18 protein-coding genes are annotated in these 23,273 nt (G+C 69.0%); 6 read left to right on the forward strand and 12 right to left on the reverse strand.

Annotation, left to right across the window (positions count from 1 at the left end; genetic code table 11):
• Positions 1 to 4: 4 nt before the first annotated feature.
• From ACFCV3_RS04695 to ACFCV3_RS04705, 3 genes are all read right to left on the reverse strand, one after another.
• Positions 5 to 805, reverse strand: coding sequence for an endonuclease/exonuclease/phosphatase family protein (locus ACFCV3_RS04695; RefSeq protein ID WP_376026085.1), 801 nt, complete (start codon positions 803 to 805; stop codon positions 5 to 7).
• Between the two features lie 62 nt (positions 806 to 867).
• The gene (locus ACFCV3_RS04700; protein WP_376026087.1) at positions 868 to 1,674 is read right to left on the reverse strand and encodes a SigB/SigF/SigG family RNA polymerase sigma factor; all 807 of its coding nucleotides are present in this window, start codon (positions 1,672 to 1,674) and stop codon (positions 868 to 870) included.
• Positions 1,675 to 1,757: 83 nt separating this feature from the next.
• The gene (locus ACFCV3_RS04705) at positions 1,758 to 1,943 is read right to left on the reverse strand and encodes a hypothetical protein (protein WP_376026089.1); all 186 of its coding nucleotides are present in this window, start codon (positions 1,941 to 1,943) and stop codon (positions 1,758 to 1,760) included.
• A gap of 178 nt (positions 1,944 to 2,121) precedes the next feature.
• Between ACFCV3_RS04705 and ACFCV3_RS04710 the strand changes: the two genes are divergently transcribed.
• Both ACFCV3_RS04710 and ACFCV3_RS04715 read left to right on the forward strand, forming a co-directional pair.
• Positions 2,122 to 2,679 carry a hemerythrin domain-containing protein gene (locus ACFCV3_RS04710; RefSeq protein WP_376026091.1) on the forward strand — a complete coding sequence of 186 codons (558 nt, stop codon included), beginning with the start codon at positions 2,122 to 2,124 and terminating at the stop codon, positions 2,677 to 2,679.
• The gene (locus ACFCV3_RS04715) at positions 2,679 to 2,903 is read left to right on the forward strand and encodes a hypothetical protein (protein ID WP_376026093.1); all 225 of its coding nucleotides are present in this window, start codon (positions 2,679 to 2,681) and stop codon (positions 2,901 to 2,903) included. The genes ACFCV3_RS04710 and ACFCV3_RS04715 overlap by 1 nt, the downstream gene beginning before the upstream one ends.
• Before the next feature lie 54 nt (positions 2,904 to 2,957).
• Here the strand turns inward: ACFCV3_RS04715 and ACFCV3_RS04720 are convergent, their stop codons facing one another.
• A complete protein-coding gene (locus tag ACFCV3_RS04720) occupies positions 2,958 to 3,410 on the reverse strand; it encodes an SRPBCC family protein (protein WP_376026094.1) in 453 nt (150 codons plus the stop codon).
• Between the two features lie 90 nt (positions 3,411 to 3,500).
• Here ACFCV3_RS04720 and ACFCV3_RS04725 point away from each other — a divergent pair, with 90 nt between their 5' ends.
• The 3 genes from ACFCV3_RS04725 to ACFCV3_RS04735 are packed head-to-tail and all read left to right on the forward strand — an operon-like array spanning position 3,501 to position 6,881.
• Positions 3,501 to 4,991, forward strand: coding sequence for an FAD-dependent oxidoreductase (locus ACFCV3_RS04725; RefSeq protein ID WP_376026096.1), 1,491 nt, complete (start codon positions 3,501 to 3,503; stop codon positions 4,989 to 4,991).
• A gap of 28 nt (positions 4,992 to 5,019) precedes the next feature.
• Entirely contained in the window at positions 5,020 to 5,331 is a 312-nt protein-coding gene (locus tag ACFCV3_RS04730; RefSeq protein ID WP_376026098.1) for a hypothetical protein, read from the forward strand.
• Positions 5,328 to 6,881 carry a phytoene desaturase family protein gene (locus tag ACFCV3_RS04735; protein ID WP_376026100.1) on the forward strand — a complete coding sequence of 518 codons (1,554 nt, stop codon included), beginning with the start codon at positions 5,328 to 5,330 and terminating at the stop codon, positions 6,879 to 6,881. Before ACFCV3_RS04730 ends, ACFCV3_RS04735 begins: the two co-directional genes overlap by 4 nt.
• On the opposite strand, the gene ACFCV3_RS04740 is transcribed toward ACFCV3_RS04735, so the two are convergent.
• Entirely contained in the window at positions 6,878 to 7,360 is a 483-nt protein-coding gene (locus tag ACFCV3_RS04740; RefSeq protein WP_376026101.1) for a CinA family protein, read from the reverse strand. The genes ACFCV3_RS04735 and ACFCV3_RS04740 overlap by 4 nt on opposite strands.
• A gap of 51 nt (positions 7,361 to 7,411) precedes the next feature.
• On the opposite strand from ACFCV3_RS04740, the gene ACFCV3_RS04745 reads away from it, so the two are divergent.
• Positions 7,412 to 8,164, forward strand: coding sequence for an ANTAR domain-containing protein (locus tag ACFCV3_RS04745; RefSeq protein WP_376026103.1), 753 nt, complete (start codon positions 7,412 to 7,414; stop codon positions 8,162 to 8,164).
• A 181-nt stretch (positions 8,165 to 8,345) separates the two neighbouring features.
• Here the strand turns inward: ACFCV3_RS04745 and ACFCV3_RS04750 are convergent, their stop codons facing one another.
• From ACFCV3_RS04750 to ACFCV3_RS04780, 7 genes are read right to left on the reverse strand one after another with little or no spacing between them, the layout of a single operon-like run.
• Positions 8,346 to 8,690, reverse strand: a complete 345-nt coding sequence (locus ACFCV3_RS04750) for an ester cyclase (RefSeq protein WP_376026104.1) — start codon at positions 8,688 to 8,690, stop codon at positions 8,346 to 8,348.
• Positions 8,691 to 8,694: 4 nt separating this feature from the next.
• Positions 8,695 to 9,894, reverse strand: coding sequence for an alcohol dehydrogenase catalytic domain-containing protein (locus tag ACFCV3_RS04755; RefSeq protein WP_376026106.1), 1,200 nt, complete (start codon positions 9,892 to 9,894; stop codon positions 8,695 to 8,697).
• Between the two features lie 50 nt (positions 9,895 to 9,944).
• Positions 9,945 to 11,147 (reverse strand): cytochrome P450, encoded by a 1,203-nt coding sequence (locus tag ACFCV3_RS04760; RefSeq protein ID WP_376026107.1) that lies wholly within the window; start codon positions 11,145 to 11,147, stop codon positions 9,945 to 9,947.
• A gap of 17 nt (positions 11,148 to 11,164) precedes the next feature.
• Positions 11,165 to 12,475, reverse strand: coding sequence for an RIP metalloprotease (locus ACFCV3_RS04765; RefSeq protein ID WP_376026108.1), 1,311 nt, complete (start codon positions 12,473 to 12,475; stop codon positions 11,165 to 11,167).
• Positions 12,476 to 12,509: 34 nt separating this feature from the next.
• Positions 12,510 to 13,439, reverse strand: coding sequence for a diiron oxygenase (locus ACFCV3_RS04770; RefSeq protein WP_376026109.1), 930 nt, complete (start codon positions 13,437 to 13,439; stop codon positions 12,510 to 12,512).
• Complete coding sequence (locus ACFCV3_RS04775) at positions 13,436 to 16,564, reverse strand: amino acid adenylation domain-containing protein (RefSeq protein WP_376026111.1); 3,129 nt, start codon at positions 16,562 to 16,564, stop codon at positions 13,436 to 13,438. Before ACFCV3_RS04775 ends, ACFCV3_RS04770 begins: the two co-directional genes overlap by 4 nt.
• Positions 16,561 to 23,271: an acyltransferase domain-containing protein gene (locus tag ACFCV3_RS04780; protein ID WP_376026112.1), complete on the reverse strand. Its 6,711-nt coding sequence runs from the start codon at positions 23,269 to 23,271 to the stop codon at positions 16,561 to 16,563. Before ACFCV3_RS04780 ends, ACFCV3_RS04775 begins: the two co-directional genes overlap by 4 nt.
• Positions 23,272 to 23,273: the final 2 nt, after the last annotated feature.

The following is a 23,273-nucleotide window of genomic DNA, read 5'->3' on the forward strand; positions in this document are numbered from 1 at the left end:
GCGGCTATCGGTCGCGCCAGCGGAGGTCGCAGATGACCGGGCGGTGGTCGGACGGGTAGACGCCGTCGTACGGATCGCCTGCGATCTTCGCTGATTCCACGGTGACCAACTGATCCTCGTGGCCTGGCCGGTAGAAGATGTGATCGATGCGTTGATCGACCAGTTCTGGTCCGGCTTCGAGCGGGGCCGACGGGTGGCTGGACGGCAGCGTGATCGCATCCGCGGCTCCACCACCGGCCGTCCAGGCGTCGATCAGCACTTCACGCAACGGTCGCAGTACGGCGCTGTCCGCGGCAGCGTTCAGGTCGCCGATCGCCAGTGACGGGCACGGTCCGTCGGTCGACGGGTCGGTCGCAAGGTCGGCGAGCAACGTGGCTTGCGCCAATCGATCGTCGCTATAGGTCGTCGCGTGCTCCAGGCAGGCCACGAGAACCGGCATCCGGCCGGCCGGATGATCCACTGCGGCCTTCAGTACGACGGGATCCCACGCCCGATGACGAGACGGCATCGCGATGCCGTCGTACTGCGCGATCGGCCAGCGACTGAGCAGCGCGACCCCCAGCTCGACGTCGGACCGGTCCGCAGCTGGATACGAGGGCGCGGCGAACGCGGCGTGCATGTCCAGCGCATCGGCCAGCTCCTCGGCCTGCGTTGTGTCCCGGGTGCCCCACACTTCCTGCAGCCCGACGACGTCCGGGGTGAAGCGGCGAATCGTCTCGAGGATGCCAGGTTGGCGTTCGCGCCAGCGCGGCCCGAAGCGCCACCAGATGTTCCACGTCATCACCCGGACCTGGTGATCAGTCATCGCCTGCTCCTCTCGAAAGGTCGGGGTGGACCACGCTGGCAGGAGTGGTCCACCCCGACCGATCAGGCAGCTGCCGACAGTGGGGCCAGGCGTTCGCGCAGGTCGGTGAGAGTCCGGCGCAGCAGACGGGATACCTGCATCTGGCTGACACCGATCTCTGCACCGATGTCGGACTGCGTCCATCCTTCGATGAAGCGCAGCTCCAGGATCCGCCGCTCACGCGGGCCGAGGTCCTCCAGAATGGGCTGCAGCATGTCGACTGCCTCCAGCTGGCTGACCGCGGTGTCCTCCTCGTCGGCCACGACCTCGGCCAGGCTCAGGCCGTTGTCCTCGGCCGGCCGATCCAGCGAGAGCGTGTTGAAGCAGCCCTTGGCCGCCAGCGCCTGCTCGATCTCGTCGGCCTCGACCTCGAGATACTCGGCCAGCTCCTCGGTCGACGGCTCGCGGCCCAGCTCCTGCTCCAGTTCGGGCAGTTTGGCCGCCACCAGGCCCTGCAACTCCTGCAGCCGCCGCGGAATGCGGACGGTCCACGCCGAGTCGCGGAAGTAGCGCCGTACCTCACCTCTGATCGTCGGTACGGCGTATCCGATGAACGGCGTGTCCGCATCCAGCCGGTAGTTCGTCGCCGCCTTCATCAGCCCGAGGAACGCCACCTGCTCCAGGTCCTCGAGCTCGACACCGCGCCCCCGGAACCTCCCCGCGATCCCCCGGGCGATCTCCAGATTCAGCTCGACGATCCGCTCGAGCAACATCTGCTGCTGCACCGGATCCGACGTTCGAGCCCGCTGCTCGAACAGTTCGACCGTCGCCGCCTCCCGGGCGGCCCGGTCCTTGGCCGACGAACACTGCGTCGGCACGGACTCACTCATCACAGAAACAGTCATTTTGACCTCGCGACTAAAACGTCACGGCGCGGCACTCATCTGAACCGCGGTCAAATGGCGTGGATCAACTACCCAGCTGTCTCGATCTCATGCGCGACCGGCGCCGATCGGGACGAACCGGTCTTCTCGGTCCCGGCCGGGCGCTTGGGCGCCGGACACACCGGACCTCGCTCGAGTGGGCCGCCACCGAGCCGGCGGCTCTTCCACTGCTTCTCGTCGTAGTCGTAGTACGTGTCGACACCACCGACAGTCATCTCGACTCCAGCCAAACCGTGTCACCGCTTCGACCGCTGACTTCTCAACAGCTCACCCTCCAGATTGCCACGTCTCCCCCAGGCCGCGCCAGAGAGCCGGCTCGAAAAGGTGGTTTCGGGTGGGTACCGGAGCGGCGCCATTCCAACGAGCGTTAGCCGACCAGTAGAGGAGACAACGATGTCCGCAGACGTCGTGGACCTGATCATGCAGGACCACCGTGAGGTCGAGCGACTGTTCGACGAACTCAAGGAGAGCCCGGAGAAACGCCCGAATCTGCTGCCGGTGCTGACGACGCTGCTGACCGCACACAGCCGCGCCGAGGAGGCCGAGGTCTACCCGGTCGCCGCCGAGGAGGCCGGCGAGAAGGAAGAGGTCTCGCACAGCCAGCAGGAGCACATCGAGGCCGACCAGTTGCTGGCCAAACTCGCCGCGACCGACCCGGCGTCGGCCCAGTTCGACACCGTGCTGCAGAACCTGATCGACGCGGTCTCGCACCACGTCGAGGAGGAAGAGACCAAGGTGCTGCCCGGGATGCGGTCGAACCTGTCCGATCAGCGCCGCGCCGAACTCGGGGAAGCCTTCGCCGCCAGCCGCAAGGAGCACCTCGGTGAACAGCCCGGCGACATGACCCGGGACCAACTCGCCCAGCAGGCCACCAACGCCGACATCTCCGGCACCTCCGGCCTGACCAAGGACGAGCTGAAGAAGAAGGTCGAGAGCGAAGGGGACCGCTGATGCCGTCGAAGTCGGCGAACGTCAAGAACGAGAAGCAGTACGAAGCGCTGAAGGACAAGGGCATGTCCAAGGAGCGCGCGGCCAAGATCGCCAACGCACCGAAGGCCAGCAAGCACGGCGGCGAGAAGAGCGGCTCCGGCGGCAACAGCAAGCAGGGTGGAACCACCGCCCAGAAGAAGGAAGCCGGCCGCAAGGGCGGTAAGGCCGCCGCCAAGAAATCCTGAGCACAGCAACGGATCCCCCACCCGAACAGGTGGGGGATCCGTTGATTCGAGTGACTACCGCGGTACGTCGCCGCGCCAGGCGCCGGTCTCCCCGCCACGCTCCTCGATGAACTCCTTGAACCGCTGGAGATCACCCTTCACGCGTCCTTCGACCACCCCGAACTTGTCACCGACCTTCTCCAGGAAACCGTCCGGATCGATATCCATCTGCGCGGTCACCCGGCTGGTGGTGTCGGACAGCTTGTGGAAGGTCACGACACCGGCATGCTGCGGACCCGAGTCCGACTTCCACGCCACCCGCTCATCGGGGTGCTGCTCGGTCACGGTCGCGTCGAACTCCCGCGTCGCACCACCGACCTTCACCACCCAGTGGTTGTGCGTCGGGTCGATCTGGCGAACCTCCTCTACGCCTTCCATGAACTGCGGGAACGACTCGAACTGCGTCCATTGGTTGTACGCCGTTGTCACCGGAACCGCGACGTCGATGGACTGCGTGATCGTGCTCATCGCCCTACCTCCAAGGTCTCTCGCTCGCTCGATCACCACCTCCGGTGCCCGTCCCGCGCTGGTTGATTCCCGCTGGGTACCGGGCGAGGCATGACGAACTCCGTATCCGTCTGGCTCGCCACCGCGACCATGCCCCGGTACGACGCGATCGCCGCCGACCGCCGGACCGACGTACTCGTGGTGGGTGGTGGAGTGGTCGGGTTGACGGCGGCCTTGGAGCTGCAACTGGCGGGCGTGGACGTCGTACTCGTCGAAGCCGATCGGATCGGGGCCCGGACCAGCGGACACACGACCGGGAAGGTCACTTCGCAGCACGGCGCGATCTATGCGCAACTGGCTGATCGGCATGGTCTTGAGGCGGCGCGCCAGTACGCGATGGCCAACCAGGCTGGGGTGGAACGAGTCGCGGACCTGATCGACCGGTTCGGGATCGACTGTGAGTTCACCCGCGCTCCTGCCTTCGTCTATGCCACCGAGGGCGCCGACCTCCAGCGGGAGGCTGAGGTCGCGGCCGAGCTCGGCTTACCGGCGCACTCGGCGGATCCCGGCGAGCTGGGACTCCCGCTGAAGGTGACTGACGCCGTCCGCTTCGACAACCAGGTCCAGCTGCACCCGAGTCGCTACCTGGCCGGTCTGGCGACGGCGTTCACCGCGGCCGGCGGGACGATCTTCGAGCACAGCCGGGTGACCGGCATCGAGGCCGGGATCGAGGCCAGGACCGAGCGCGGCCCGATCATCCGCGCCGACCACGCGATCGTGGCAACCCTGCTCCCGTTCGGGACCCTCGGCGGGTACTTCGCCCGGACCCGTCCGCAGCAGTCCCACGGCATCGCCCTCCGGCTGCCGGTCCCGGCACCGGCCGGTATGACGATCTCGGCCGACGGGCCGACCCGATCGACGAGGCCCTGGCCGGGCGGCGGTCCGAACGGACTGATCATCGTCGGCAACGGCCACGAGGTCGGTGATCAGACCGACACCGACGCGGCGTACCGCGGTCTCAGCGACTGGGCCGGTTCGCTGTGGAACGAACGCCTCGAACCGGACTACCGCTGGTCGGCCCACGACTACAGCACCCCGGACCAACTCCCGTACGTCGGCAAGGCGCCCGGCTCTCCGGTCCTCGTTGCCACCGGCATGCACAAATGGGGACTCAGCAACGGAACCGTTGCTGCTGGCATCCTTCGTGACCTGATCCTCGAACGGGACAACGCGTTCGGCACCGTGTACGACGCCGGCCGGATCGGCGACGCGCACTCCGTGGCCACTCTGGTGAAGGACAATCTCAAGGTCGGCAAGGAGTTCGCGGCCGGCCACCTGCGCCGCCTGGCCGGCGGCGGCCTGGACCACGTCGAGGTCGGCCAAGGCGGTCTGTACGACCTCGACGGCAAGACCGTCGGCGCGTACTGCGATCACGACGGCCGGCTGCACACCGTCGTACCGGTCTGCACTCATCTCGGCTGCCCCCTGCGCTGGAACCAGGGTGACGCCACCTGGGACTGCAACTGCCACGGCTCACGCTTCAACCCCGACGGCACAGTCCTCGACGGACCGACCACGACACCACTGGCCAAACCGCGTTAGACACCGACGAATCGGGAACAGGGGATCTATGCGACGCCTCTACGTAGTCTTGCTGGCCGGCCTCTTCATCGTGGCCGCTGCCGGCGCGCGCCCTATCGCGGGTTGGGTCGGATCAGGCGGTGAGGCCGCATCAGTGGTTCAGGCGCAGGTCTCCCCCACCCCGTCCCTGGGCGCAACGCCGCAGACCGGCGCGAACCCGCCGGGCGCAGGTGACGGCGATGCCCAGGACTTCGATCTCGCGCCTCTGGTCGTGATCGGCTTCATCGTCCTGATCGTGCTCATCGGCGGCGCGGTGCTACTGGCGGGGCTGCGCCGCCGACAGGGGTCCCACAGTTCATGAGTGATGCTGTCGTGGTCGGGGCCGGCCCGAACGGGCTGGTTGCCGCGAATCTACTGGTTGATGCCGGGTGGGACGTCGTACTGCTGGAGGCGAACGATGCGATCGGGGGCGCGGTTCGGAGTTCCAGGGATGTCGATCCGGCCTTCGTGCACGACACTTTCAGCTCGTTCTACCCGTTGGCCGCGGTGTCGCCGACCATCAAGGACCTGAAGCTTGCCGACTACGGTCTGGAGTGGTCGAACGCTCCGTCCCCGGTCGGCAACCCGCTGTCCACCGGCGGCTGGGCGCTCGTGCACCCAGAGCCGGCCGACACGGCCAAAGCGCTCGACGCGCTGCACCCCGGAGACGGTCAGGCCTGGCTGGATCTGTACGGCGACTGGGAACGCGTCGGGCCCGCCGTGATCGAGGCCCTGCTCAGCCCGTTTCCACCGGTTCGGGCGGGACTCGGCGTACTGCGGGAGCTTTTGGGGCCACGAGGATTGCAGCGCCTGCAGGTGTTGCTCGGCCCGGTCCAATGGGTCGGCAACCGCCGGTTCGCTGGCGAGGCCGCAAAGATGCTGATGGCAACGAACTCGCAGCACGCGGACATCGCTCCGACTGCACCAGGATCGGGCTTGATGGGATGGCTGCTGGTGATGATCGCGCAGCAGTACGGCTATCCCGTGCCCCGTGGTGGCGCCGGGGAGTTGTCCCGGGCGCTGGCCGATCGGTTCGCAGCTCGGGGTGGCACGACCATCTGCCAGGCACGCGTCGACCGGATCGTCATCCGCGACGGCCGGGCGGTCGCCGTACGGACTGTTGACGGGACCGAGTACGCCGCCGGCCGGGCCGTGCTCGCGGATGTCTCCGCGCCGGCGTTGTACCGGGAGCTCATCGCCGGGGAGGACCTGCCTGGGCATGTGCGGCAGCGGTTGCGCGCGTTCCGCTGGGATCCGGGCACGATCAAGGTCGACTGGGCGCTGAGCTCACCGATCCCGTGGCAGAACAGGCCGGAGCTGGCGCCTGGGACGGTTCATCTCGCGGATTCGGTGCCGGATCTGCGGCGCTGGTCCAAGCAGCTGTCGGAGGGATGGATCCCGGATCGGCCGTTCCTGCTGATGGGGCAGATGACGGCTGCCGATCCCTCGCGGTCGCCGGCCGGCACGGAGTCCGCGTGGGCCTACACCCACGTCCCGCAGCAGGTCCGCGGCGATGCCGGCGGAGACCTGACGGGACTCTGGGACGATGCCGAGGCCGAGGCGATGGCCGACCGGATCGAGGCTCGGGTCGAGCAGTTCGCTCCCGGATTCACCGAGCACATCACCGCGCGTCGCATCCTCAGCCCGGTCGAGCTCGAGCGCCGCGACGCCAACCTGGTCGGTGGCGCAGTCAACGGCGGTACGTCGGGCCTGCGCCAGGAACTGTTCCTTCGCCCGATGCCGGGCCTGGGCCGCGCCGAAACGGCCATCAAGTCCCTCTATCTGGCCTCTGCCTCGGCCCATCCCGGTGGCGGGGTGCACGGCGCCTGCGGCTCCAACGCCGCCCGCGCTGCCCTCTTCCACGCCGACTAGTCGGCCTTCAACGACGTGTACAGCAATTCCAAGGCCGTGGTGGTCGCTTCGTCGACGACACGGCCCGGATCACCGTCGAAGCGGTGCTGGACGACATCGACGCGTCCGCCTGAACTGACCGCAAGGTAGACAGTGCCCGGCGGGTGGCCCTCGTCCGGTTCGGGCCCGCCGACCCCGGTCGCCGCGACGGCGACCTCGGCACCCAGCAGGCGCGCGACCCCATTCGCCATTTGCGCAGCGCAACGAGCTGTCACAACCGGGCCGGGCTCAACGCCCAGCACGTTGAACTTGACCTCCGCGGCGTACGCGACCACGCCACCCGCGAACCAGGTACTCGCGTCCGACGCCGCGCCCAGCCGGCACGCGATCCGGCCGCTGGTGAGTGACTCCGCCACTGCGATCTGGAGGCCACGGGCCTTCGCCGAGGCGGCGATCCGCTCCGCCGCGTCCTGCGCCTCGCTGGAATTGTTACGCCGCATACCTGCTGGTACCCGGGCATATTCCTTGGCGAGTGAGAGAAGATATGGGGCATGGATCACGTCAGCCGGCCCGCGGCCTCCGGGATCACCAGCCCGGAGGAGCCTGCCATGCCCAACTTCGACCTCGCCGCGGGTAATGCGGCTGAGAGATTCGCAGAACTCGCCGTCGAGCTGCACTCCACGGAGGGTGTCGAGGAGACCGTCGAGGCAGTCGTCGAGTTCGCGCTGCAGGCACTGGACTGTTCACACGCGGGAGTTGCACTGTCACTGGCTGGTGGCCGGCTGGAGATCCCCGCCGTCACCGACCCGGTCGTCGCCGAGATCTACCAACTGCAGATGAACGGCGGCAAGGGCCCGCTGGCGGAGTCGATGCGGGACCGCTCGACCGTCCTCGTCGCCGACACCGCGGCCGACGGACGCTGGCCGGAGTGGGCCGGCAAGGTCCTCGGGCTCGGCGTCCGCAGCGTCCTCGACGTGCCGCTGACCACCTCCTCCGGCACACTCGGAGTGCTCGGCCTGTACAGCGTGCGAGCGGACGCCTTCGGTCCGGACGACCTGGCGGTCGCGCACATCCTGGCCCGCCATGCCTCAGTCGCCGTGGCCACGAGCCGCAACGAGCAGCACCTGGCCCAGGCGGTCGACGCCCGCAAGCTGGTCGGCCAGGCGATGGGCATCCTGATGGAGCGCTACGACCTCGACGGCGACCGCGCCTTCGAGGTCCTCCGCCGCTACTCCCAAGACACCAACCGCAAACTCCGCGACGTCGCCCAGCAGCTCATCGACACCCGCAAACTCCCCCACTGATCCCCGGGGCCACGTCAACGCACTGGAGGGCCAACCGCCGCTGTGACCGGCCAGTTGCGGGGGGTGTGAACAGGAACTGGTGGGTCGAGACAAGGAATACCGTGTTCAGGCCCACCACCAGCTCTGCTGACCCCCGTGAACTTCCTGACCCGGGCAGCCTCGGCTGATCGGCTCCTCCCCGTCACTGAGACGACAGGCGGCCCTGCTCGAGATCTCCCCATACTTGTACGAAGCGGTTGCCGGTCAGGTGGTAGAGCGCGAACTCCTGCAGTACGGCGGGTCGCCCGTCGGCCGTGGTGTAGGTGTCGATCAGGTGGGCGCTGAGCCAGTCGCCGTCGACCAGTAGCCGGTGCAGCTCCCAGTGGAAGTCCGGATAGGTGTCCACGACGGAGCGCAGGCCGTCGCCGTACTGCTGGAGGCTGGACGGCATGCCGTTGATCTCGACGTCCTCGGCGACGAATTCGCCGAGATCGTCGAAGCGGTGGTCGTTGCAGCGCTGGAGATAGCGCCGGTAGAAGTCCTGCACGGGCTTACGGGGTGAGGAGGACCTTGACGGCGCCGTCGCGCTTCTTCTGGAACATGTCGTAGGCGTCGGGTCCCTCGGACAGTGGGAGATGGTGGGTGGCGAAGGAGTCGACCTTCAGTGGGTCGTCGTCGCCGAGGAGCGGGAGGATGTCGTCGCTCCAGCGACGGACGTTGGCCTGGCCCATCCGGAGCTGGATCTGCTTGTCGAAGATGGTCAGCATGGGGAGCGGGTCGGCCATCCCGCCGTACACGCCGATCACCGAGATGGTTCCACCGCGCCGTACGACGTCGACCGCCAGCAGCAGCGCTGCCAGCCGATCCACGCCGGCCTTCTGCATCAAGGCACCTTGGACCGCATCGGGCAGCAGCCCGGCCGCTTGTTGAGCGAACCGGGCTCCCGGTGAACCATGCGCTTCCATCCCGACGGCATCGATCACCGAATCCGGTCCACGACCGGCGGTCAGGTCGCGGATCGCGTCGGCGACATCGTCGCCGTACTCGAGGATCTCGACGCCGTAGCGCCGCGCCCGCTCCAGTCGCTCCGCGACCAGATCGACACCGATCACCCGGAAACCGTGGTGCAGTGCGACCCGGCAGGACATGTCACCGATCGGACCGAGCCCCAGTACGACGACGGTGCCGCCGGCTGGGATCCCGGCGTACTGGACCGCCTGCCAGGCCGTCGGCAGCACGTCCGACAGGTACACGAACCGATCATCCGGCGGGCCGTGCGGCACCTTGATCGGCCCGTACTGCGCCTGTGGCACGCGCAGGTACTCCGCCTGACCGCCGGGGATCTGCCCGTAGAGCTTCGTGTAACCGAACAGCGCCGCGCCCATCCCCTGCGCCCGCACCTGCGTGGTCTCGCATTGCGTCTGCAGATCCTGGTCACACATGAAGCACGACCCGCACGCGATCTGGAACGGTACGACGACGCGATCGCCGACGCTGAGGTTGGTGACCGCGGAACCGGTCTCCTCGACGATCCCGATCGACTCGTGCCCGAGCACGTCACCGGCGTCCAGGAACGGGCTCATCACCTCGTACAGATGCAGGTCCGATCCGCAGATCCCGGTGGACGTCACCTTGATGACGGCATCGGTCGGCTCCTCGATCCGCGGATCCGGCACCTCGCCGTACTCGATCTTCCGTTTGCCTTGCCAGGTCAGGGCTTTCACGCGTCCGCTCCCGTCTTCGGTAGCCATGCCGGTTCCCCATGAGCAAGCAGTACCCGGCCACAATCCGTCTGATCAGCTCACCAGGTGACGGGGAGGGCGTGAACTCCGTAGATCTCGGCGTCGTGCTTGAAGGGGATGTCCTCCAGCGGGACGGCCAGCTGGAGGGTCGGGATCCGGCGGTAGAGGGTTCCATAGACGACCTGGAGCTCCATCCGCGCCAGCGGGGCGCCGAGGCACTGATGGATGCCGTAGCCGAACGCCAGGTGGCCGCGGGCGTCCCGGGTCAGGTCGAGACGGTCCGGCTCCTCGAAGAGGTCGGGGTCACGATTACCCGTGTCGCCAGGAAGGACGAGGCCCTCTCCGGCAGGCAGGATCTGACCGCCGAACTCGATGTCCTCGAGAATCGCGCGACGGCGGCCCTGATGAGTGACATTGAGGTAGCGCAGCAATTCTTCGACGGCGCCCGCGACCACCGCCGGATCCTCCGTGTCCCGCAACAGCGCGAGCTGGTCAGGGTGCTCGAGCAGTGCGGTGGTTCCGAGCGCGATCTGGTTGGCCGTGGTCTCGTGACCGGCCAGAAGCATCAGTACGCCGATGCTGACCGCATCCGGCCGGTCCAGTTCGCCGGCCTGGATGCGCTCGGCGAGGACGGACAGCAGGTCGTCGCCAGGCGTTCCGAGCTTGACCCCGACAAGCTGGTCCAGGTAGCCGACGATGTTGTGCAGAGCACCCACTCGCTCCATCGGGGCGGCGTCGACGCGGACGAGCTCCTTGGTGTTGTGCTGGAAGAAGGCGTGGTCGTCGTACGGGACGCCGAGCAGCTCACAGATCACCAGGGACGGCAGCGGAGTCGCCAGCGCCTCGACCAGGTCGGCCGGCTTGGGCCCGGCGAGCAGCGCATCGATCATCTCGTCGACGAGCTGCTGGACGCGCGGCCGCATCGCCTCGATCCGCTTGTGCAGGAACGGCGCCGTGACCATCCGGCGCAACCGGCCGTGCTCGGGGTCGTCCATGTTGACGAAGCCGAAGTCCAGGTTGGCACTCTTCAGCATCGCGGCCTCGGCCGCGGGGATCGGGAACCCCGGATGACCGATGTCCGCGCTCAGCCGTGGATCCAGGAGCAGCTTGCGCTGGTCGGCGTTGCGGGTGACGAGCCAGGCCGGCTTGCCGTAGGCCTCGATCCGGGCCAGCGGTCCCAGCTCGCGCAGTTCCGGCGGCGGGTCGAACGGGCACTTCGTGGATCGTGCCATCGGGTACGTGGGCGGCTCGTCGATGGTCAACTGGGTCCTCCGGTAGGTCAGCCGTTGAAGAGTTTGATCGGGTTCACGATGTCGGCGATGACGAGCAGGACGCCCATCACCACCATGCAGGTGGCGGCCACGTAGGCGACCGGGAGCAGCTTGCCGATGTCGACGTACCCGGGGTCGGGGCGGCCGAACAGCTTGGCGAAGCCGCGCCGGATGCCCTCCCAGATCGCGCCGATCATGTGGCCGCCGTCGAGCGGCAGCAGCGGAATGAAGTTGAACAGGGCAAGGAACAGGTTCAGCGAGGCCAGCAACGAGATCAGGAAGGCGATCCGCTCACCGCCGCTGAGCGACTGGTTGGCGGCGATCTCACCGGCCACCCGGCTGGCACCGACAACGCTGATCGGGCTGTCCTGTTCGCGCTCACCGCCGACGATCGACTTGGCGACACCGACGAGCTTGGCCGGGAAGTTGCCGAGTGCCTGCACGGTGGCGACGGTCAGCTCGCCCATCTTGTCCACGACGAAACCGAAGTCCTGCCGTTCGACCTTCAGCTGTGGCGAGACGCCGAGGAAGCCGACCGACACGATCGTGTCCGACCCGGTCTTCTCCCGGACCTGGTTCACGATCGTCGCCGTCCGCAGCGTCTGCCGGGCACCGTTGCGCTCGACAACGATCGTGGCCGGCTTGTCGGCGTTGGCGCGGATCAGCGGGGTGAGCTGGTCCCAGCTGGAGATCGGGGTGCCGTTGAACGCCACGATCCTGTCCCCGACCTGGAAGCCGGCGGTCTTGGCCGGCGACACCTTGTCGGTGTCGGTGCACTTGCGATCGGGGCCGGCCTCGGCGGCCGGGATCACGCAGTCGGTGACGGTGGACACGGTCGTCTGCGCGACGTTGGCGCCGTACAGCATGAACAACCCACCGAACAGGACGAACGCGATCACCACGTTCACCAGCGGACCGCACACCATCACGATCAGCTTCTTCCACCACACCTTCTGGTAGAACAGCCGCCCGTTGTCGGCCGGGTCGATCGTCTCGTACTCCGCGTTCCGCGCGTTCTCGACCATCGACTGGATCGGGCCGGTGCTGCCCTTGCGGACCGTCTCCGGGTGCTGGCCCTTCGCCGGGGGCAGCATCCCGATGATCCGGACGAAACCACCGGCCGGGATCAGCTTGATCCCGTACTCGGTCTCACCGCGCCTGGTCGACCAGACCGTCCGCCCGAAGCCGGAGAAGAACTGGGTGACCTTCATCCCGAAGGCCTTGGCCGGCAGCAGGTGCCCGAGTTCGTGCAGAGCGAAGGACAGCATGATGCCGATCAGGAACACCACGATGCCGAGAACAGTGAGAAGCACAGTCATAGCGTCATCATCCTTCGACCGAGGGTTACCCCGGTCAGATCAGCAGTCCGGTGAGGTGGAAGTAGTCCGCGGTCCGGGCCGACCGCAGGACGCCGGTCCGCCGGAGCAGGCCGAGGGTGGCGCGGGCGCCGCGCCGTACGTCGGCCAGCAGTTCGTCCTCGGGGTGCGACTCCGCGACGATCGCGTGCGCGGCCCGCTCGCCGAACCCCATCGCGGTCAGCATCTGCCGGTAGGCTGTCAGATCCGGGCGCAGGAAAGCCAGAATCAGATCCGCGAACACCGGACCGGCCAGTTGCTGCGACTCCGGATCCAGCTGCGGCCAGCCGATCTCCATCAGCTGGGCGAAGTAGGCGTGGTGGGTGCGCTCGTCCTCGGCATGGTCGGCGAGCGTCTCGCGGACGAAGCCGGCCACCCGCTGGTCCTGCGGGATCTGTGTCAGCGTGCCGGAGATCAGCGTCTCCGAGACCACCGAGGCGCACAGGTCGACCAGATCCGGTCGCAGGGTCGTCTTCAGTGCGCGGATCGTCCGGGCGAAGGCCGGCTCGGCCATCGTCGGCGCGACGACTCCGCTGATGCTCTCCACCTGGCGCTTCACGTCGACCGAGAAGAGCGCGTGGTAGGCCTCGTCACAGTAGATCTTGTGCGCATCGAACCGCATCTCCTCGGACAGCTTGAGGCCGAACGCGTCCCGGGACAGCCGGAGCACCACCGGATTGACGATCTCCTGCTCGAGCACGGTGGTGAAGTCCAGGTAGGAGTAGAGCTTGCGGGTCAGGAGCTCGCCGACGTCGTCCGGACCTCGATCCACGACCAGCTTGTGGCCGGCCGGCCGCGTCAGTTCGGGCGAGTAGAACAACGGCAGTTCGCCGCCGTCCGACAGCACCCGGCGCGGGCGGCTGCGGACCGAGCTGCGCAGGTCCCAGGCCGGCAACGACGGACGGTACTCCGGCTCCCGGCTGATCATTCCGCCAGTTCCTCTTCCAGCAGTGCCGCGAACTTCGCCACCGTCCGTGTCTCGAACACCGCCCGGATCGGCAGCTCCAGCTGCCAGGCCCGCCGTACCCGGGACACCACCTGGGTCGCCTTGATCGAATTGCCTCCCAGCAGGAAGAAGTCGTCGTCGGGCCCGACCGCGTCGACGCCGAGAATCTCTGCCCACAAGGCAGTGACGGCCTCCTCCGCGACCGAGAGGGTGCGGGCATCGGCCGGCGTTTCCACCGACCCCGCCTCGTTCGCCTTGGCCGCCGCCGCTGCCGCCGGCAGCGCTGCCTCGTCGAGCTTTCCGTGCACCGTCAGCGGGATCCGCTCGACCCGCGCGACGACCGTCGGCACCAGGTACGGCGGCAGTTCGGCGCCGAGTCCGTCCAGAATCTCGGCCGGGGTGACGCCGTCCACCACGACGTACGCCGCCAAGGTGTCCGGCAGCTCGACCGCGGCCGATCGCTGCGCGACCACCGCGCAGTCCCGGACCCCCGCGATCTGCCGGAGTACGTTCTCGACCTCGCCGGGCTCGATCCGGAATCCCCGGATCTTCAGCTGCCGGTCGACCCGGCCGACGAACTCGAGTTCACCGTCGGCCAGCCATCGGACGAGGTCACCGGTCCGATAGATCCGGCCGGCCGGGTCCGCCCGGAAACGCTCGTCGGTCTGCTCCGGCCGCCCGGCATAACCACGGGCCACTCCGGCTCCCCCGACGTACAGCTCTCCGGGGACGCCGATCGGCACCGGCCGCCCGGCGCTGTCGAGAACGCGCACCCAGGCGTTGCGGATCGGTACGCCGATGGACGGGCGACCCGATGACGACGACACGTCGGCCGACGTCACCCACACCGTGGCCTCGGTCGGCCCGTAGGCGTTGACCATCCGGCGCCCAGGCGCCCACTGCGCCACCAGAGCCGTCGGCAACGCCTCCCCGGCGACGATCAGCAACCGTAGCGACGGCAGGTCGACGACCGGAGTCGCGGCCAGCGCCGATGGCGTGATGGTCAGCGCCGACACATTCTCGGCCCGCAGCAGGTCGGACAGCTCCCGGCCCGGCGCAACCCGGTCGTCGTCGGCCACGACCAGACAGGCACCGGAGCCGAGGGCCAGCATCACGTCGAACACCGAGGCGTCGAAGGTGGCGGCCGCCCACTGCAGGACCACGTCGTCCCCGCTGAGGCCGAAGCGTTCGGCCTGGGCCAGCACCAGGTTCGACAGTCCTCCGTGAGTGACCATCACCCCCTTGGGCCGGCCGGTCGAGCCAGAGGTGTAGATGAGGTAGGCGATGTCGTCGGACGACACCTCGACTGCGAACAGCGCGTCGTCCGCCTGAGCGATCCGGGCAGCGTGCGCATCCATCAGGACCGTGCGTCCGCCCGTCCGGGGCAGTCGCGATCGCCTGTCCTTGCTGGTGATCAGGACCTTGACCTCGGCCTCGACGCTGATCGCCGTCAGCCGTTCGGCCGGGTGGGCCGGATCGAGCGGCAGGAAAGCCCCGCCCGCCTTGAGTACCGCGAGCATCGCGACGATCTGATCCGCCGACCTCGGCAGACTGATCGCCACCACGTCTCCGACCGACACCCCGGCCGAGCGCAGGTACGCCGCCAGCCGGTTGCTGTTCCGATCGAGTTCGCCGTACGACATCGTTCCGGTCTGGTGCCGGATCGCCGGTGCGTCACCGGCCCGCGCAGCTACCGCCGTGATCAGCTCGTGCGCGGGCCGGTCGGCAGCGGCGACCGGCGACACCTCGAACGCGGCCAGCTCGGCATCGGTGAGCATCGGTACGGCGGCCGCGGGCCGGCTGGGATCGTCCGCGATCGCGGTGACGATGGTGGTGAGATGGCCGAGCAGCCGACGGACATCCGCCTGCCGGACCCGGTCCGGGGCATAGCCGACCCGGAGGGTGAAATCACCCGCGGTGCCCGGGATCGCCAGCAGGGACAGGGGATAGTTCGTCCGGTAGCGGTAGTCACCCGCCCGCAGCCGAACCGCGCCGTCCCGTTCTCCGAGCGCACCGATCCCCGGCACGTTCAGCACCGTCATGATCGAGTCGAACAACGGGTCTCCGGCCGCGACCTCGCTCCACTGCTGGATCTGCGCCAGCGGACTGAAGTCGAACGACCGCATCGCCGCCTGGTCGGTCTGCAACCGGCGGCAGACGGCGAGCACCGAGTCACCGGCCTCGAGCCGGACCCGGACCGGCAGCGTGCTGATGAACAGCCCGGCGGTCTCTTCCACCCCGGGGAGTTCGGCCGGACGACTGGCGATCGTGCCACCGAAGACGACCTCGGTGCGATCGGAGTATCTGCTCAGCAACAGCGCCCATGCCGTTTGGAGCAAAGCGCCTACCGTGACCTGGTGCTTGCGGGCCGCCTGCTGGAGCGCACCGACGATCTCGGCACTCAACCGCGCCGATTCCTCCGGGTTGTCCCGTACGTCGTCACTCGCACCACCCGGAACCCCGATGATCGGGATCGGCGTCGGGTCCTGGACGCCGGCCAGCGCCGCCCGCCAGAACTGCTCGGCGTCGGCGATGCTCTGCCCGCGCACCCAGCTGACGTAGTCGTGGAACGGCCGGGCCGCCACAACCTCCGGAGTCTTCCCGTCGGCCAGCTGGTCGTAGTAACCGAAGGCCTCGTTCAGCACCATCAGGCCGGACCACGCATCGATCAGCATGTGGTGGTAGCAGAACACGAACCGGTACTCCCGCTCGGCCAGCCTGATCAGCATCATCCGGATCAGCGGTGCCGACTCCAGGCTGAAACCACTCAGCCGGTCGGCCTGGAGGAACGCCTCGAGTTCCTCCTCGTGCCGGGCCGCCGGACGGTCCCGCCAGTCGAGCGCCTCCAGCTCGACCTCGACCTCGCGATGGACGACCTGGACGAGTTCGGAGACGCCCTGCCAGTGGAACGACGTCCGCAGTACCGAGTGCCGTTCGGTGGTCAGCTGCCACGCCTGCCGGAGCGCCTCGGGGTCGACGTCACCGGTCAGCCGGTAGGTCACCTGGTCGACGTAGAAGGCCGCATCCGGGTCCTCGACACTGTGGAACAGCAGGCCTTCCTGCAGAAAGGTCAGACGGTAGATGTTCTCGACCCGCGGTGCGGTCATCGGCGGTTTCTCCTTCTCGGCTCCCGGACCGGCATGAGCTGGTCCGCGAGGATCTGCAGGTCCGCTTCGTCCAGACCGGTCTGGGGGAACAACTCTGGCCGGAGCTCGGTGGGATCGTGATCATCCGGCCGGGCCGGGGCGTCGGGCTCGGCGGCGTCGGCCGACGCCGCGATCGTGGCCAGCTGGGCGATCGTGGGGTTGGCCACCACGTCACCGGCACTGAAGCGCAGCCCGGCCGATCGTGCGGACGCGGCCAGTCGCATGCTCAGGATCGAGTCGCCGCCCAGCTCGTGGAAGTGGTCGGTAACACCGATCGGCTCGATCCGGAACAGGTCCTCCCAGAGCCGGACCAGTGCCTGCTCGGCCGCCGTCCGGGGCGGTACGCAGACACCGGCGCCGGCCGGCCGCGGATGCCGGCCCATCTTCTCCCGACCGGACCCGTCGACCAGCTCGGCCAGCAAACCCGCCCGATCCGCGGGCCGGCGCTCGGCCAGCCGGTCCCAGTCTGCCGCCGCGACGACTCGAAGGGCGGTGCTGCTGCCGCCGACGGCGAACGCTTCGAGACCTTCGGACACGTCGAGCGGAGTCACTCCCTCGTCGATGATCCGGAGCCGTTCCTGCTCGGACAGCCGCGCAACCATGCCTGCGTCCGCCCACGGCCCCCAGGCAATGCTGGTGGCCGGAAGTCCGAGCTGCCGCCGGTGCGCGGCCAGTGCATCCAGATACGCGTTGGCTGCGGCATAGGCCGCCTGGCCCTCGTTACCGATCACCCCGGCCAGCGAGGAGAACAGGACGAAGAAGTCGAGGTCGCGGTTCTGAGTTGCCCGATGCAGGTTCCAGCCGCCGTCGATCTTGGGTCGTAGCGGCAACCGGACGTGCTCCTCGGACAGGCCGTCGATCAACCCGTCGGCGAGAACACCAGCGGCGTGGACGACGCCACGCAGCGGCAGACCGTCGGCCTCGACCTTGGCGATCAGCCGCTCGACCTCGGCCGGATTGGCGACATCGCAGGCGAGGTAGTCCGGCACGGACCGATCGCTACGTCCGGTCAGGTAGACCCGCCCTGCGCCTTGGTCGCGCAACCATCCGGCGACCGCCTGTCCCAAGGCACCTGCGCCACCGGTGACCAGGTAGGCACCGTCATCGCGGACCGCGAGCCTCTCCCCTGCAGCTGTTGCCGGAAGCAACTTCGGCGCGAACCATCGCTCGCCACGAACAGCCAGCTGAGGTCCGAGCTCGTCGGCCAGTACGGCGCTCAGCACGGTCTGGGCGGCATCCGCACCGGCCACGTCCAACGCCGTACAAGCCAGGCCGGGACGTTCGAGCCGGACCACCCGGGCCAGTCCGTGCAGGCTCGCGTGCGCCGGCCGGATCTGGTCCCCCGCCCGGACCGGTTGCGCCGATGCCGTGACCAGCAGCAGTCGGCCGGTGTCCGGGGCCGCCTTCACCACCTCGATCGCCGGGAGCAGAGCATCCCGTTGATCGTTGCTGTCAGCATCGAGTGCGGTGAGCAGAACGGTCCGCGCGAACGAACCCACGACCGGCAGCTCACCAGGACCGACCACCGTCGCCTGTCCGCCGGCCGCGTCGATCAGGGTGGCCAGTCGCGCTCCGGCGCCGCCTCGGTCAGCAATGATCAACCAGTGCCCGACGGCCGCCGCACTGATGGCGGGCCGCGCGGTCTCCCGCCATTCAAGGTCGTAGTGAAGATTCTGCGCGCCGCCCGATCCGACCAGGACCCGACGGGTCGCACGCCGGAAACCGATGCCCTGGAACGAGACCAACTGCTTGCCGTCCGGAGCAAACAGGACTGCATCCGCACTGTCGGCGCTGGTGAACCTGGCCTGACCGATCGTCCGGTCCGGTAGCTCGGCGCCGCTCCAGTCCAGGGCCTCGATCCCAGCCGGTACGACGATGCCGTCGGAACGCGGGTTCAGCAGCTCTGGCCGGGCCGCGAACAGGAGTCGCAGGCAGGAGTCGAGCAGCCCTGGGTCCGGGCCACCGATGCGCCGGATTCCAGGCGGCCGCTCCAGCCGGCCGACCGCCGACTCGTCGGAGTGGACGGTGAGGTCGACGAGCCAGCGGAACGACGGGCCTACGCCGTAGCCCACGGAAGCCATCCGGTCCTGGAGTTCGCTCACCCCGCCGTCCACACCACCGTCGGGAAGGGGCCACGCGGTGAGCGGGAGCGGCAGTTCGCGGACGAGTCCGCCGGCGTGGATCCGCCACGGATCGTCACCGGTCGAGCTCACCACCTGGAACTCGCCGTCGGGGGCCACCACAACCTGGACGACGGTGCTGCCGTCCGTCGCCGGGACCAGCGGCTCGGTGAAGGTGATGCGCTCGAGGCGGCAGGGTTCGCCGACAGCAGCGAGCACTGCAGCGAGCTGGAAGGCGCCCGAGACCACCACCTCGTCGTACACGGTGTGGTCCTTGATCAGGGCCGGCCAGGGAGCACTCAGCGTCTGTTCGTGGACAGTGCCGCTGATGACCGGGGAACGCAGCTTCCGCCCGAGGAGCGGATGGCCACCGCGGGCGGCCGGCGGTTGCGTCTCGCGCCAGTAGCGCCTGCGCTGGAACGGGTACGCCGGGAGCGGCACATGCTCGCGGACGGGTACGTGCAGGGCACCGAGGTCGATATCGGCCCCGGCTGCGAAGGCCGCACCCGCTCCGGAAACCAGTGCGGCCCGGGCGTCCCGGCCGCGACGCAGCGAGCCGATCCAGCGCCGGTCCGGACCCAACAGGCCCTGGCGGCCGGCGACCTTCGCCAGCACCGGATCGGGGCTCATGTCGATGATCAGGTCGGTACCGCCGGCCAGCAGCGCCTCGACCGCCTGGTGAAAGCGCACCGGCTGCCGGGCGTTGTCCCGCCAGTAGCGGGCAGAGATCGCGTCCGGGGCGAGCAGCTCACCGGTGACGGTGGAGAAGATCGGCACCGTGGCCGGGCGGTGCACCAGCGCGCCGGCCTCGGCCTCGAGCGCGTCCAGGATCGGCTCGACCAGGGCAGAGTGGCCCGCGTACGAAACCGCCAGCTCACGGATCTCCGTGCCATCGGATCGCAACCGTTCGGACAAGGCGGTCACAGCGTCGACCGGACCTGCGACGACTGCCTCACCCGGTCCGTTCACCGTGGCGATCTCGATCCCGGCGTACTGGGTGAGCAGCGCGGTCAGGTCGCTCTCCGCCGCGTGGACCGCGAGCATCCGGCCCTTCTCCGGCAGGGATTGCATCAGCCGGCCACGGGCCACGACCAACTGCAGCGCGTCCTCCAGGCTCAGTACGCCGGCGGCGCAAGCAGCAGCCAGTTCACCCATGCTGTGACCGACGACGGCCGCGGGTTCGACGCCCCACGACCGCCAAAGCTGGGTCAGCGCGTGCTGCACGGCGAAGGTCGTCACGCCGGTCCAGCGGGTCTGGTCGAGCGCTGCTCCGCCTGCCTCGATCACTGCGAGCAGCGACCCGCCCATCAGCTCGCCCGCGAGCTCGTCGCAGCGTTGCATCGCGGCTGCAAAGACGGGCTCGGTCATCAGGCCGAGCCCCATGCCCTGATACTGGCTGCCTTGTCCGCAGAAGCTGAACGCGATTTTCGGCCCGGCGCCCCGCACCGCATCGACAGTGCAGTCCAGGACGTCCTGCCCGCCGGCCAGATCCCGCAGCCGACCAGCCAGTTGCGCCCGGTTCTCACCGACCACGGCAGCCCGGTGTGACAGCCTGCCCCGCCCCCGCCACGCCGCCGCGGCGACCTGCTCGGCCGCCAGGGCCGGTGTCTCGTCGAGCAACCGGCCGTACTCGGCCGCCAGGTCCCGGACGGCTTGTTCATCCCGCCCGGAGAACGTCAGCAGGACAGCCTGTTCGTCGCTGTCCGATGCGGCCGTCGGCTGGACCGGAGGTTCGCCCAGTACGACGTGCGCGTTGGTACCGCTGATCCCGAACGAGCTGACTCCGGCCAGCCGATCGCCGGCCGGCCACGGCCGTCCCTCGGCACAGACCTCGACCGGCAGCCGCTGCCAAGGGATCCGGCGGCTCGGCGTAGCGAAGTTGAGATGGGCAGGCAACCACTCGTGGCGCATCGCGAGCACCACCTTGATGACGCCGACCACACCGGCCGCGGCCTCGGTGTGTCCGAGATTGGTCTTCACCGAACCGATCAGCAGCGGCCGCTCGGCCGCGCGCCCCGGCCCGAGCACCGCGGCCAGCGCCTGGACCTCGATCGGGTCGCCCAACGGCGTACCGGTGCCGTGCGCCTCGACGTACTGGACGTCGGACGGGCGCGCCGACGCGGCGCTGAGCGCATCCGCGATCACTGCTTGCTGGGCGGGACCGCTCGGTACCGTCAGACCGCCGCTGGCCCCGTCATGATTGACCGCGGAGCCCCGCAGGACGGCGGCGATCCGATCACCTGAGCGTAGTGCGTCGGACATGCGCTTCAGCACCACGATGCCACAGCCCTCGCTGCGGGCGTATCCGTCGGCATCCTCGGCGAATGTCTTGCATCGGCCCTCGGGTGACAGCGCACCGCCGCGGCTCAGCGAGATCGAGCAGTCCGGCGTCAGCATCAGGTGGACCCCGCCGGCCAGTGCGATATCGCACTCACCGGTTCGCAAGGCGGCCGCTGCCTGGTGCATGGCGACCAGCGACGACGAGCAGGCCGTGTCGATGGCCAGGCAAGGTCCCCGCAGACCGAGCAGGTAAGAGATCCGGCCGGCCGCGATACTGAAGACGTTGCCGATTCCGGAGTAGAGATCGATCTGTGCCCGGTCGGCGAACTGCAGTGTCTTGTAGTCGTCGGTCGTCAGGCCGACGAAGACACCGCCACGCCCACCGCGCAAGGTCTCGGGACGGATCTGGGCGTCCTCGAGGGCGTGCCAGCTCGTCTCGAGCAGCAGGCGCTGCTGCGGATCCATCGACTCGGCCTCGGTCGCGGAGATCCCGAAGAAGCTTGCGTCGAAGGTGTCCACCGAGCTGAGGAATCCCCCGCGCTCGGCGTAGATCATGCCGTCGGTCGACTGATCGCCACCATGCACCGCCGGGTCCCAGCGGTCGGTCGGCAGCGGCGTGGTCGCATCGATGCCCTGGGCAAGCAACTCCCAGAATTCGGCCGGCCCGCCGGCACCGGGCACCCGGCAGGCCATCCCGACGATCACGACCGGATCCTCCGGGTCGTGCGCGGGCAGAGCTCCGGCCACTGGCGCCGCGGACCCGGTCAGCGCGGCGGCCAGCTCACGCACGGTCGGGTGGTCGAAGGCCATCGTGACCGGCACCGGTTCGCCGGTGATGGCCTCCAGACGCCGGGCGAAGCCCACCGCGGTCACCGAGTCGAAGCCGAGCTCGAAGAATCCCGCATCCGGTGAGACGGCCCCCGGCTCCTGGCCGAGGATCTCGGCGGCGATCACCAGAATCCGCTCTTCCAGCTCCGCCGCGGACAACGTCGTCCGGGCCGTCGTGGTGGTCGCGGCAGCTACTGCGGCCGGAGCACCGGCGGCGCTGGGCAAGGCACTCCAGTCGACCGGGACACCGGCCAGGTAGAGGTCGGTCACCGTCCGCAGCAGACAGCCGGCCGCCGGCCGGCCCGGGCGCAGGGTGGCGAAGATCTTCTTGCCCTGGGCAACCAGTCCCTTGGCGACCGCCGGTGCCAGCACGGGGTCCGAGCTGACCTCGACGAACAGGTCAGCCTGTTCCGCCGCGAGCGCGAGGGCCGCAGCGAACTGGACCGGCACCCGCCGGAGCCGTTCCCAGTGATCGAGCGTGAGCGCCGGCCCGGTGAGCTGCGTCCCGGTGACCGTCGAGATCAACGGTTTGCGGATCGGCACCGGGTGCACATCCGTCACGCCGGCGCGCCACGCAGCGGAGTACCGATCCATCATCGGGCCGTGGTACGCGTGCGCAATCTCCAGGCGCCGGTAGAAGATCCCGGCCGCGGCCAGCTCGGCCTCCAGCGCGCCGATCTCTGCGACCAGCCCGGACACCACGCAACTGGCCGGTGCGTTGATCGCCGCCACCGTCAGCGAGGGCCGGCCGGTCAGCCGGTCCGTCACCTGATCGGCCCCGAGGCCTACGGCAGTCATCGCACCGAGCCCGGCATCCGCACTCACGACCTCGCCTTCGCGAGCGACGAGTGCCATCGCGTCCTCGACGCTCAACCCCTCGGCCGAGTACGCCGCCGCGGTTTCGCCGATGCTGTGCCCGACCGAGACGGCCGGTACGACGCCTGCCGCGGCGAGCAAGTCGGTCAGCGCGAGCTGAACCGCGATCAGGGTCGGGAAGGTCCGGGCGGAGTCGCCGGACCGCTGACCTCCGGCGGCCAGTTCGTCCAGCACCGAGAACCCGGATCGGCCGGTGGTCGCCGCATCGCACCGGCGGAGAGTTTCGGCGTACGGCGGAGAGGCTTCCAGGCCGCTGCCCATCTCCGGGTAGTCCGTGCCCAGCCCGGGGTACAGGAAGCCGATCCGCGGAGCGACCTCCGGCACCTCGGCAACCCGGACGCCCTGCGCCGTACCAGACGCGGCGAAGGTGGCCAGCGCCTCGATCAGGCTCGCCGCATCCTCCGCCCGAACCACGGCCCGGAACCGCCCGGTGCCCGCCGCGGCAAACGCCTCCCGCTGCAGCTCCCGTGGGTCGTCGGCCCGCGTCGCGAACCGGCCCGCGAGTGCCCGCAGCTCCCCGTCGTCATTGGCGGCGAGTGGAATGATCCAGCCCTCGGTGGTCATCC

The sequence above is a fragment of the Kribbella sp. NPDC056345 genome, assembly GCF_042262745.1.
Taxonomy (GTDB): Bacteria; Actinomycetota; Actinomycetes; order Propionibacteriales; family Kribbellaceae; genus Kribbella.